The following is a 12,222-nucleotide window of genomic DNA, read 5'->3' as shown; positions in this document are numbered from 1 at the left end:
AATTTCCTTTCTGCAATATGTCATCCGAACAGTGTTCGTTTATATTAATTTTATGGGATACAAAATTCGGACGTAAATCGAAATGACACAACAGCAGAAAGAAACAGACGCAGTTCGGCAAATTCGGCATAAGCCCGCAGAACTGGACGCGATCGACCGAAAAATTTTAGGTGCACTCGCCCAGGATGCGTCGCAAAGCTATGCCGAGCTCAGCGAAATCGTTCACCTCTCTAAACCCGCGGTACATGATCGAGTCAAAAGACTCAAGCGGGAAGGAGTGATCAAGGGCACCGTGGCTATCCTGGACGGTTGCAAACTCGGCAGGACGCTTCTGACGTTTCTCGTAGTGGACACGAGCAGCTACAACGCAACGCGCCAATTGCTGGCACTGGCTGGACGGCCTGAAATCGAGGAACTTCACACGGTGGCGGGCGACGGTTGCCTGATGATCAAGGTGCGCGCGGATGACACCGAATCGCTAGAGACCTTGTTGATGGAAATTCAAAGCCTGGAGGGAGTCCGTTCAGTTCGCAGCTACATTGCTCTTTCCACGTTTTTGGAGCGTGGGCCTTCGCCAGGGTGAGCCGTCAGGGTATCTATCGATGCTGCGATGGCAGTCGCCTGAGTTAGCGCGTCAGTTGGGACGGACGTCTTTCGCCTGCGGACCAGACGAATCCATGTTGATTGCTCAGGCCCCAAAGCGCGCAGCCGGCGAGAGCGTAAACGATTCGCGCATGTCACGCACTTCATCAATGGGCGTTCGCCCAAACAGGCGTTTGAATTCGCGACTGAACTGGGACGCGCTCTCGTACCCGACGCGCCCCGCTGCCGCTGCTGCAGTCACGCCATCGCGGATCATCATTAGGCGCGCCTGATGCAGACGGGTTGATTTGATGTACTGGATCGGCGATGTCTGCGTCACCGTGCGAAAGTTCGCGTGAAATGCGGGCACGCTCATGCCGGCTTCTTCGGCGAGACGGGTGACGTTAAGCGGCTTTGCATAATCGGTATGAATTCTATTGAGCGCTCGCGCCACGCGCCCGAATCGGCCGTGATGCGCGAGCGCCGCTCGCATGGCGGGGCCTTGCTCACCTGTGAGAACCCGATAGCAGATCTCTCGCACGATGCTTGAGCCCAGGATCTGCGCGTCCAGAGGTTTCGTCAATGCATCCAGCAACCGTAGTGTTGTATGTGCGAGGTCGCCTTCCAATCGGGTGGAGGTGATGCCTATCGGTGATGCATCGGAGTGGTGTTCGGCGGCAGCGATCTGTGTAATCAGGTCGCTGAGTTCCAGCAGGTCCAGACGGATGGATACCGCAAGCATGGGTTCCTCTGGCGAGGCCTGCGTTTCCGTGGAAAACGGCAACGGCACGGACAGCACGAGGTAGTGCTGTGCATCGTAGGTATACACCGCATCGCCCAGGAATCCCAGTTTGCGGCCCTGGCAAACAATCACGATGCTCGGTTCATACAGCACGGGCGTGCGCCCGAGCGGGCGATCCGACCGCATCAGCCGCACGCTGTCCAGCGCCGACTGTGTGTACCCCTCGTTGGGCGCGAGTTGCTCCAGCAGACGGATCATTTTGGTCGAAGCGGGATTGCGGAGGTTAGGCACCGTTCTTTCCTGTTGTCACGACGGGGATCATTCTAGCGTCGCTATTTCGCGCACGTTACCCAGGTAATAGGAATAGGCAATGATGGCATCGGTCCATGTATTCGCCTGAGCGGCGGATTTTTCTACCATTCTTTCATCGGCCAATGAATGAATATTGCTTCATGGCAGTTCTGAAATTGGTCCGCTGCCCAAGGACATCGATGTCGCTGCCCTCGCACGGGGTCTACATCGCTGCTATCTCACTTATTTATCACAACATATCCCAATCAGGACCCATCATCATGAAATCTACATCCCGTATCTGGTTCGTCACCGGTGCATCGAAAGGCGTCGGCCAAAAGCTCGTCAAACGTTTGCTTGAACAAGGTCATCGTGTGGCCGCAACATCGCGCACCGCAACAGCATTGACGAAAGTGTTCGGGCAACCATCCGAAAATTTCCTGCCGCTCGAAGTAGACTTGACCGATGATAGAAGCGTCGAACAGGCGATCATGCAGGCCATGCGAATGTTCGGCGGCATCGATGTGGTCGTCAACAACGCGGGTTATGCGCAACAAGGCACGATCGAGGCACTATCCGACGAAGAGCTACGTCAGAACTTTGAGGTCAATTTCTTCGCGCCGGTGATCGTAGTTCGTCATGCTCTGGCACATCTGCGCGCACAACGCAGCGGGCACATCATCAATATCGCATCCATCGTGGGTTACCAGGGCGGCTATCCGGGCTGGGGTAGCTACGTAGCGAGCAAGTTCGCGCTCGCCGGGTTGACGGAGTCGCTGGCCGCGGAGGTCGCGGAACTAGGCATCCACGCCACGGTGGTGTATCCAGGCCCTGTCCGTACCGATTTTCTGTCCAGTGGCGCCCTGGCCGTGGCCAAGCACCAGATCGACGATTACGCCGAAGCGAAGGCTTCGCTTGACCTGCATCTGGACACGCTGCACGGCCATCAGGCCGGAGATCCGGACAAGCTCGCCTTGCTGATTATCCAGGCGGCCAGCGTCGAGACGCCGCCACTGCATTTGTTTGCCGGGAAAATCGCCAATGAACTGGCTGTAGCCAAGTCCTCGGCTGTCGAGAAAGACTTGAACGCGTGGAAGGGCTCGTCGAAAGCCACCGATTTCGTGGAGTGATAGAAGAGCTCAAATGGCCCGGCATGATCTCCGGGCTCTTTCTTCAGAGGTGCATGAACGTTTTAACGACTGCTAGCCAAACGAATCCCCAACCCCACAAGCGCCGCGCCCATCACTGCATCGACCACGCGGCTCACACGTGCATAGACCGACCGAACACGTCCCACGGAAAAGAATGCAGCGAGTAACCCCAGCCACCCAGCCGTTATCAACCCCACCAAGGCAACCACGCTGACATACACCCACGTGGGTGCTCCGACCGGCAGTACGGTCACGAACAGGGTGGCAAAGAAAGTCGCCGTCTTTGGATTCGTGATGCCGACCATGAAGCCCTGGCGCCAGGCTTGCAATGCCCCGATTCGCGGCACATCGTCTACCCGTGGCGTACCGTTCCTGGCTTTGAACGAGGCCATCAGCATCCGAGTGCCGAGATAGATCAAGTAAGCCGCTCCGACCAAGCGGATGGCTTCATACAACCAGAACAGCTCCTTGATAAGCAATCCAAACCCCAGGATGGCCAAGGTCGCCCACACGACTACCGCGCACGCGATCCCCAGGCCAACGAACACGCCTGATCGCCGGTCATTCAAGGCATTCGACGTGACGGCGACGAAGTCCGGCCCAGGGCTGATGCAGGCCAGGAGAACGATGCCGGACAGCGTGAGCAATTGAGATAGATATTCCATGAATCCAACTCGAGAGGTGATTGATTAGAACTCGGCGATGCGCCACTTGGCGTATATGGAACCTTACCATTGCTGTAGCGTTGCCCGCCTGAGACTTTTGCCAAGCGGCTTTGCCGGCGTCATCTTTACTCACGTGCTGGAATTGGTTACTGCCAGATGATGATCTGGTTGGTCAATCACTTCTTGGCAGTGCGGGTAGTCGAACGGTTCACAACGGCAGCCCATTTCTCCAATTCGTTGGATATCACTTTGTCAGTCTCAGCCGGCGACGTGGGCGTTGCTTTCGCACCTAGCTTGGCAGCGCCGTCGCGCAGTTGAGGCAGTGCACCGGCTTTCTGCATGGCCATCGACATTTTTTCGATGGCTTGGGGCGGCGTACCTGTCGGCGCCAGCAAGGCATAGGTCGTCGCCACTGCATAGCCCTGGACGCCTTGTTTGGCGAGCGTTTTGACGTCGGGCAGGGCGGGGGCGCGCTCGGCGGTGGTGACGCCGAGAATACGGATCTTGCCGCTGGCCAATTGGGGCATTAGCGCAGGCAGCGTGTCGATCACCATATCGATCTGCCCGCCGAGCAAGTCGGTGACGGCCGGACCGCTGCCGCGATAGGGAACGTGCAGGATGTCAGTGCCGGTGATTTGTTTGAATAATTCACCGGCCATGTGCTGCGAGCTGCCGTTACCGGCCGAGCCCATCGACAGTTTGCCGGGGCGCGATTTAACCAGGGCGATCAGTTCCTGTACGGAGGTGGCCGGCACGGTGGTGTTCACTGCCAGCGCCATCGGCATGGTGATGGCAACAGAGACCCCCTTGAAATCCTTTACGAAGCTGTAGTTCTGTTTGTCGAGCAGCGAAGCGTTGATCGCGAGGCTGCCCAGCGCGCCCATGAGCACGGTGTAGCCATCGGGTGTGGCGCGCGCGACGGCCTCGGCGCCTACCTCACCACCCGCACCGGCTTTGTTTTCTACGACGACGGTTTGTTTGAGGAAATCGCCCATGTGTTGTGCGTAAAGGCGGGCTGCGACATCGGTGGCGCCGCCGGGTGGATAGGGGACGATCATTCGAATAGGGCGGTCGGGCCAATCAGCGGCGTGGGCGACGGCCATCAGCGGGCCGCTGATGGCGGCGGCGAGAAATAGCAATAGGGTCTTGTACATGGTGGTTTGTCTCCGATGTGTTTCTTATGGCGCAAAGTTATGTGCCTTTCTGTATTTCCCAAAATATAGGATATGAATCCCAAATTTGGCTTAACAAGAATCGCATGTGGTGCTATTCTGGTCAAGTATTGATCGACTACCCCAGGTTTTTTATGGGATTCGATGTATGAAAATCAGGATTTGAAAAACAAAGAGGCAACATGGATCACAAGCAAGCATTGGCCGGTGTGCGAGTCATCGAGGTGTGCAACGTGGCTGCAGGACCGTTCTGCGGCATGCTGCTCGCGGATATGGGGGCCGATGTCATCAAAATTGAACATCCGGAAGGCGGCGACACCCTCAGGTCGTGGCCGCCTCTCAGTGATGGATATAGCGAGAATTTCGCTTCTTTGAATCGCAATAAACGTTCGGTCACCCTGAATCTCAAGGACGCAGGTGATGCCGAGCTCGCACGCCGCTTGATCGACGATGCGGATGTGCTGCTGGAAAACAATCGTCCGGGCGTGATGGAGCGCCTGGGTCTGGGGTACGAAGCCCTGGCAGCTCGTAACCCGCGTCTCATCTATTGCTCGATCTCTGCCTATGGCCAGACCGGGCCGCGTTCGCAAGAGGGGGGCTTTGACCTCACCATCCAGGCCATGAGCGGCATCATGAGCGTGACAGGCGAGCAGGGTGGTGCGCCCGTGAAATGCGGCGTGCCGCTGGCGGATTTCACCGCCGGCCTGTATGCGGCGACCTCTATCTCGGCTGCGCTGCGCGTGGCAGAAAATACAGGAAAGGGCACGCATCTGGACGTCGCCATGCTGGGCGTTACGCTCGGCATTGCCGCGTTGCAGACCTCGGAATATTTCGGCAGCGGTAAAGACCCGCAGAAACTCGGCTCCGCGCATCCGCGCAATGCGCCATATCAGGCGTTTCGCTGCCGCGACGGATATTTTGGGATGGCTGCGGGCAACAATGCGCTGTGGCGATCGGTGTGCGAGATCATCGGTCATCCTGAACTCGTCGAGGATCCGCGTTACGCCAGCACTACGCTGCGCGCACGCAACCAGAACGAGCTGCGCGAATTCCTCGAGGCTCTGTTCGTGCAGGACGACGGCGCCAATTGGTTGCAGAAATTCCGCGCGCGTGGCGTGCCGTGCGCGCCGATCAACAGCTACTCAGAGGTGTTGACCGATCCTCAGGTCGAGCACATGGAATGGGTGCGTCCGCTGGAATTGCCCAATGGCGTGCAGACCAAGACATTCGGCGCGCCGGTGCGTATCGGTGGCGCCAGCGCGCCTATCCGCATGCGTCCACCCAGCCTGGGAGAACACACCGAGGAAATTCTGGGTACGCTGCGTAATGCGGACAAGGTATCACCATGAGCGCACTCGTCGATGTGAAATATCAGGATGGCCTGTGCCGCATCACGCTGCAACGACCTGAAAAGATGAACGCGTTGTCGGCCGAGCTGGTGGAGGGGCTCATTGCGGCGGTCGACGACGCACATGCTCAGCACAGCGAGGCCATCGTGTTTCAGGGCAGTGGGAAGAATTTCAGCGCGGGTTTCGATTTTGGCGGCTACGAGGAACAGAGCGACGGCGATTTGTTGCTGCGGTTCGTGCGCCTGGAACAGCTGCTGCAGAAAGTAGCGGCATCGCCCGCGCTCACTCTGGCGCTGGCTCATGGCAGAAATTTCGGTGCTGGCGTGGATCTCTTCGGTGCGTGCCGATTGCGCGTGGCGACACCGGATGCGAGTTTTCGTATGCCTGGACTGAAGTTCGGCCTGGTGCTGGGCACGCGCCGCTTTGCGGCCGTGGTAGGTGCGCAGACCGCGCATGACGTGCTGATTCACACTCGTACCTTTAATGCCGAGGCCGCGCTGCAAATGGGATTTGCCACGTCGCTCGCCGCGGCGGGCGAGTGGGAGGCAGTAGCGGCTGCTGCGCATGTCAGTGCACGTGAGCTGAGTGCCAGCGCTCGCCAACAGCTGCACGCTGTGCTGGGTGGCAGCGAGAGCGACGCTGATCTCGCCAGTCTGGTGCGCTCGGCCGCTGCGCCGGGGCTAAAGAGCCGTATACACGCCTACTTGAATCCATAGGCAGACGTTTGCCGCCTATGCTGCCGGCGAGCAGCGGGGCTTATCTGGAGTGAGACAAATGACATCAGGCTTTAACCAATCCGGTAAACAGATGGCGTTGACCGAACTGGCCGCCAAGATTTCCGACGGCTCGTCGGTGGCGCTGGGAGGCAGCTTTCTGCATCGCGGTCCATTTGCGTTCGTGCGCGAGCTGATCCGGCAGCAGCGCCGCGATCTGGAGATCATCAAACAATCCCCGGGGTATGACATCGATATTCTGTGCCGCGCGGGCGTTGCCTCGCGGGCGCGCGCGGGTATTGTCGCGATGGAAGGCAACTTTGGCCTCGCGCCGTGGTATCGCAAGGCGATCGAACGCGATGAGCTCAAACTCGAAGAGCATGCGTGCGCCAGCTTGACTGCGGGTTTGCGTGCGGCCGCTTTTGGTGTGCCGTTTATGCCTTGCGGCGGATTGCACGGCAGCGATCTTCCTGCGTTGAACAATTGGACATTACTGGACGACCCATACGGCAGTGGCGCCAGCACCTATCTGATTCCCGCCGTGAAACCGGATTTCGCGGTGTTGCAGGTATCTGAAATCGACCGGCTCGGTAATGCACGTGTATACGGCACAGCGCACTGGGATCGCATCATGTCGCGTGCAGCCCGCACTGTACTGGTGGTAGCTGAGAGACTCGTGGAAACCGCCGTGTTCGAAGATCAGCCAGAGGCGACGCTGCTGCCGTATTTCATGGTGGAGGCATTTACCGTGCTGCCCGGCAGTGCATGGCCCGGCTCTTGCACGCCGTATTACGACATCGACTATCCCGCGGTCGAGCGCTACATGAATAAGGAAGGTTCGTTAGAGGCCCACATGGCCGAAGCGCCCGAGCTCAAGGAGACCCTGCATGTCTGAAGCATTTTCCCCGTTCGAACACGTGGTGCTAGGCCTGGCGCGATTCATCCGGCCTAATGAAATCACCTTCAGCGGTGTGAACTCCACGCCGCCGATGCTGGCCTGCCTGTTGGCCAAGCGCGCCTACGATTTCGATTTCATTTACATCAACGTGGCGGGCGGAGTGGATCCGCGGCCCGAGTCGATTCCGATCTCGAGTTCAGATCCGCAGCTCGCGGCACATACCGCATCGATTTTTTCTAACGAAGATTTCTACGATCTATGTACGCGTGGAAAAATGGATCTCACCTTTCTTGGGGCGGCGCAGATCGATGGCGAAGGGTGCGCCAATAACTCTTGCATTGGCGATTGGCATCAGCCCAAGGTACGTCTGCCCGGTGGTGGTGGCGGTGCAGTCATGCTGCCGACTGCCCGTAGAGCCTGCACATGGCGTACCGAGCATTCCACTCGTACCTTTGTGCAGAAGCTCGACTTTCGTACTTCGTGGGGAGGCTTTCACGGCGTGGCTACGCCGATTGCCATCTTTATCAAGCGAGACGGCAGATTGGCTTTGCAGTCCTGGCATCCGGATTCCAGCCTTGAGGAAGTGCGCGAGCGCACGGCTTTTGATTTCGACGCGACGGGCGCCGAGCCTACGCCGTTCCCGACAACTGCAGAGCGCGCCGCGTTGGCAGCGCTCGATCCAGACGGCACATTTGAACGCGATGCCAATGTGAAGTTGCGCTGAGACGAGCGAGGAGACCATGATGAATGCGATCTCGAGCCTGCCGCAGGTCTGGCAGTCGGTGTGGCGTGCGCCGGCATTCCAAGACCAGCTTGCGTTGGTTACCGAACTGCGCAGTTGGACTTATCCGCAACTGGATCACGATGTGCGTGCGCTCGCTGGGGGCCTTCGGCGTGCTGGTGTACAGCCGGGAGACTACGTTGCGCTGGCATTGGAGCGCGGCCCCGCGCAAGTGCTGATGTTGCTGGGTTGCATTGCCGCTGGTGCGTGCCCCTGCCCATTGGAGCCGCGTATAGCCGCTGAGGAAACCGCGCGCCGAGTGCAGGCCGTGGGATTGCGCTGGATCGTGCACGATGATGAGAATGCGGCTTGTGCAGCGGCGTCCGACCTACTGGAAGGGCATGTGCTGGCGTTTGAGGATTTGCAGGGCGCCACTGCGTTCTGGGCAGAAAATCCCGAACCGGACCAGGCTGCGCTGTTGTTGTTCACTTCTGGCAGTACCGGCAAACCCAAGGGCGTGTTGCTGGCGCATCGCGGGCTGGCGCTCAATGCCCACGGTGTCATCGCTCACACGGCGCTGACACCGGCAGACGTATTGCTGCATCTGATGCCGCTGCACCATACCAATGCCATCAACAATCAAGTCTTTGCGCCGCTGGCCTGCGGTGCGACGATTGCGCTGGCCGAGCGGTTTCGCGCCGAGGCCTTGCCCCATGTGCTGTCGCGCTTCCGGCCGACTATTCTCACCGGCGTGCCCACGATGTATGCACGCATGCTGCAGCAAAAAATCTCGCCAGACTCATTCGCCCGCCTGCGGCTGATGCGCTGCGGTTCGGCGCCGATCACACCGGCCTTGCATCGTGAGATCGAGGCGTTTACGGGCTGCGAACTGGTTGTCTCCTATGGTCTATCCGAAGCGACCTGCACGTCCACGATGAATCCGCCAGGCGCGCGTCGCATCGGAACCGTCGGGACGGTCTTGGCCGGTCAGCAGGTTGCTCTGCTTGATGCCGCTGGTACGCCCGTGCCGCCAGGAGGCGAGGGCGAGATATGCATTGGCGGCGGCGCGCTGATGCTGAGGTATCTGGGCCATGATGGCGATGATCCGGTGCGCGATGGTTGGCTGCATACCGGCGATCTCGGCCGTTTCGATGCCGAGGGTTATCTCACTATCACTGGCCGCATCAAGGAGGTGATCATCCGCGGTGGAGAAAACATCTCGCCAAAATTGATCGAAGACCTGTTGGCATCGCTTCCCGGCATCGCGGCATGTTGCGTCGTAGGCCAGGCTGATGATGATCTCGGAGAAGTGCCGGTGGCAGTGATTGTGGCGGACGCGAGTGTGCCTCTCATCGACGAAGCGGCGCTGCGCGCCACAGTCCAGGAACGGCTCGGGCGTATCTATGTTCCGCAGAACGTGTACCGGTGCGAGGCATTGCCAGAAAATGCAGTGGGCAAGGTTGATCGCAAGGCGGTCGCTAAATGGGTGGAAACACAGCGTCAGGCGGCTGTCATGTTGTGAGGTGCCGATGGACAGCCGACAGGCGCCAGGGGTCTGTCCTTCAGGGAGCTTTGTGTCCGAGGGCCGCTGAAATACCGGCGGCACAGGCTTTGACGTCGGCGGCCAGTTCCTTGGCTCGGCCTAACGACAGCCGGTCCAGCGGTCCTGAAATGCCTATCGCGCCCACGACATCATCCAGGGCATTGAAGATCGCTACCGCAACACCGCCCACGCCGTCTCGCCATTCTCCCCGGTTCAAGGCATAGCCGGCGCGCACCGCACGTCGCAGATCCTCTTTCAGTAGCGGCAGCGTGGTGATCGTGGCGCCGGTATGACGGCTGAGCGACTCCGCGTACGCCTCGAGATAGCCTTCGGGCTGATGGGCGAGCAGTGCCTTGCCCGTGGCCACGGCATACGCCGGCGCCCGTCCGCCGATCATCGAATAAGCACGGATCGGCTGGGGGCTGTCGATCTTGTCGATATAGACGACTTCGATGCCATCGAGCACCGAGAGGTGAACGGTTTCACCGGTGTCAGCGGCGAGCTTGCGCATGGCCGGACCCGCAATTCGGCGCAGGTCGAGATTACCGAGTTGCCGCGCAGCCAGTTCAAACAGGCGGATGCCGCCACGGTAGCCGGCGCCTTCGTCACGCTCGATGTAGCCGGCGTGCATCAGCGTCTGCAGCGTCCGGTGCGTGTTGCTGCGGGTCAAGCCTACCCGGGCCGCCAGTTCCTCGATCGTGCGCGACGGGTGCTCCACGTCGGTGACGGCTTCGAGAACGGTCAGGCCTTTGAGTAGCGTCTTGTCCATGCCTATTTCCTGAATATTGGGAAAACCGGGGCATTTTACACATGGAGGTGTACTTCACCGTGGCGGCCAAAGGTCCTCGCGTAAGGAGATATACGGCTTTACGAATCACGCGAGCGTGAAGTCAGGCAACTTGAATGTCTTTTTATTCAGGGCTTCGGTCGGGCCATAAAATCGCATGGCGGGAAGCGGGCGTTTACCTTCGGTTGGAATCCAGTTGTTCTCGAGTCCCGCCGGTGGAGTGGGGCCGACATACAGCGTGGCGCTGCCATCGGCGTTCTTTTTCAGCTGGTCAAGATCATACGAAGACAGCGTCGTACGATTCGATTCACTGTAGATGAAAGCGTTCGTCGCCCGGTCGTATATCGTCAACGCCCAGAATTGTTTGACCGGCATCTGAGCAGGCACTGTCAGCTTGTAGAGCTTGCCTGCCTGCAGCGGTTTTCCATCGGCATCCGCGACGGCCATCAAATATTGCGTGGCGGGATTCTCGCTGAGTTCCTTGGGCATGTATGTGCACCAGAAATACTCCGCGGCGCGTTCGATCAGATCGATTCGATCGTCGTAGACGAACGTGAATTTCTGGTTCTTATCGGCCTGGAGTAACGACGCATAATGCCGATCGGGCCAGTACAGTTTCTCGGCAGGAAAATTGTCGAACCGGTGTTGCATATAAAACCACGCGTCGATTGCGGCCTGGCGCATCGCTTTGCGTGCTGCGTCATCGGGCGTGAAGGGCTTTCCAGCCCGGATGCCCAGCGACGCGACCATTCCCATCATGACCTTGTCGTGTTCCTTGACCGGCTCGACACTCAGAACGGCGTGCATGTCTTCGAAATGCCGCTCGTCGTAAAACGGCAGCGTGGGATATCGTTCCCCGATTGGATTGACAAAGCGCTGTTCAGGCGGGTTCTGCGCTTGCGACAGGTAGTACATACGCAGCTTTCGCGCGTATTTATAGGCGTCCTCGGCAGATTTTCCCGGTGCCGGCACGGATCTGAATGCCAACGATATCCGGAAATTTGGCGACGGGACGTGAATGTACTCTTTTGGAACCGGCTTATCGTAGTCTGGTGCAGTAAATAGAAACTTCGCGCCTTTCCCCTTGTCCAGTCCCGACGGCCCCACATCGGCAATCGTGAACTGCCAAGCATCGACGACCTGCCCGTACACGCTGCCCTCGGGCCCGGCGGCGGGCACGACCAGGACCACCGGGCCTTTGCGCAAGTCGGTGAATGCCGTGATGTACGGCGTCGTGCTATTCGCGGTAATCGCTTCGAGCTTTGGCGTGGCTGGCGCCGAGTACGCAATGATGTCGTTGTCCGTCAATCCCAATCCGTCAAACGCTGCGCGGCGAAAGCTGTAGATCGACACCGAAGGCATGTTCCACAGCACGGCTTCGAACGCGCGTTGATACTTGAGTTGATAGTCGAAATTGGTAATCGAAGGCGCGGCTCCTGCCGGAGGCTGCCCACCCAGAGGTTCGGACTTTTCACCTGCGCCTACGGTCAGGCGAGCCGCAGACGCCGGGTCGGCCGCCCGGACACTCGGCGCAACGACCGCCGCGGAGAGCCCGCCAAGGGCGGCCAAACTCGTACGCGTGAAATCCCTACGTGATATAGACATGCG

The 12,222-nt window shown here is 59.1% G+C and carries 12 protein-coding genes; 7 read left to right on the top strand and 5 right to left on the bottom strand.

Going from position 1 to position 12,222, the window contains the following annotated elements; all coding sequences use genetic code 11:
* Positions 1–82 precede the first annotated feature (82 nt).
* A complete protein-coding gene (locus ACYVI2_RS26260) occupies positions 83–583 on the top strand; it encodes an Lrp/AsnC family transcriptional regulator (protein ID WP_415817310.1) in 501 nt (166 codons plus the stop codon).
* Between the two features lie 105 nt (positions 584–688).
* Here the strand turns inward: ACYVI2_RS26260 and ACYVI2_RS26255 are convergent, their stop codons facing one another.
* Complete coding sequence (locus tag ACYVI2_RS26255; protein ID WP_415817748.1) at positions 689–1,582, bottom strand: AraC family transcriptional regulator; 894 nt, start codon at positions 1,580–1,582, stop codon at positions 689–691.
* 314 nt (positions 1,583–1,896) lie between these two features.
* Between ACYVI2_RS26255 and ACYVI2_RS26250 the strand changes: the two genes are divergently transcribed.
* On the top strand, positions 1,897–2,745 hold the full coding sequence (locus ACYVI2_RS26250; protein WP_415817312.1) for an SDR family oxidoreductase: 849 nt from the start codon (positions 1,897–1,899) through the stop codon (positions 2,743–2,745).
* 62 nt (positions 2,746–2,807) lie between these two features.
* Here ACYVI2_RS26250 and ACYVI2_RS26245 read toward each other — a convergent pair whose 3' ends face one another.
* Positions 2,808–3,431, bottom strand: coding sequence for a LysE family translocator (locus ACYVI2_RS26245; RefSeq protein ID WP_415817314.1), 624 nt, complete (start codon positions 3,429–3,431; stop codon positions 2,808–2,810).
* A 176-nt stretch (positions 3,432–3,607) separates the two neighbouring features.
* The gene (locus ACYVI2_RS26240; protein ID WP_415817316.1) at positions 3,608–4,585 is read right to left on the bottom strand and encodes a Bug family tripartite tricarboxylate transporter substrate binding protein; all 978 of its coding nucleotides are present in this window, start codon (positions 4,583–4,585) and stop codon (positions 3,608–3,610) included.
* Between the two features lie 200 nt (positions 4,586–4,785).
* Here ACYVI2_RS26240 and ACYVI2_RS26235 point away from each other — a divergent pair, with 200 nt between their 5' ends.
* The 5 genes from ACYVI2_RS26235 to ACYVI2_RS26215 are packed head-to-tail and all read left to right on the top strand — an operon-like array spanning position 4,786 to position 9,806.
* Positions 4,786–5,952, top strand: coding sequence for a CaiB/BaiF CoA transferase family protein (locus ACYVI2_RS26235; protein WP_415817318.1), 1,167 nt, complete (start codon positions 4,786–4,788; stop codon positions 5,950–5,952).
* Complete coding sequence (locus ACYVI2_RS26230; protein WP_415817320.1) at positions 5,949–6,668, top strand: enoyl-CoA hydratase/isomerase family protein; 720 nt, start codon at positions 5,949–5,951, stop codon at positions 6,666–6,668. Before ACYVI2_RS26235 ends, ACYVI2_RS26230 begins: the two co-directional genes overlap by 4 nt.
* Before the next feature lie 58 nt (positions 6,669–6,726).
* Complete coding sequence (locus ACYVI2_RS26225; RefSeq protein WP_415817322.1) at positions 6,727–7,560, top strand: CoA transferase subunit A; 834 nt, start codon at positions 6,727–6,729, stop codon at positions 7,558–7,560.
* A complete protein-coding gene (locus tag ACYVI2_RS26220) occupies positions 7,553–8,287 on the top strand; it encodes a CoA-transferase subunit beta (protein WP_415817324.1) in 735 nt (244 codons plus the stop codon). Before ACYVI2_RS26225 ends, ACYVI2_RS26220 begins: the two co-directional genes overlap by 8 nt.
* 16 nt (positions 8,288–8,303) lie before the next feature.
* Positions 8,304–9,806, top strand: coding sequence for a class I adenylate-forming enzyme family protein (locus ACYVI2_RS26215; RefSeq protein WP_415817326.1), 1,503 nt, complete (start codon positions 8,304–8,306; stop codon positions 9,804–9,806).
* Between the two features lie 40 nt (positions 9,807–9,846).
* Here the strand turns inward: ACYVI2_RS26215 and ACYVI2_RS26210 are convergent, their stop codons facing one another.
* On the bottom strand, positions 9,847–10,596 hold the full coding sequence (locus tag ACYVI2_RS26210; RefSeq protein WP_415817328.1) for an IclR family transcriptional regulator: 750 nt from the start codon (positions 10,594–10,596) through the stop codon (positions 9,847–9,849).
* A 105-nt stretch (positions 10,597–10,701) separates the two neighbouring features.
* Complete coding sequence (locus tag ACYVI2_RS26205) at positions 10,702–12,219, bottom strand: DUF1254 domain-containing protein (protein WP_415817330.1); 1,518 nt, start codon at positions 12,217–12,219, stop codon at positions 10,702–10,704.
* Positions 12,220–12,222 lie beyond the last annotated feature (3 nt).

It is taken from the genome of Bordetella tumbae (genome assembly GCF_054780995.1).
The sequence above is the reverse complement of the archived record's forward strand: the minus strand, read 5'-3'. Positions and strand labels throughout refer to the sequence as shown.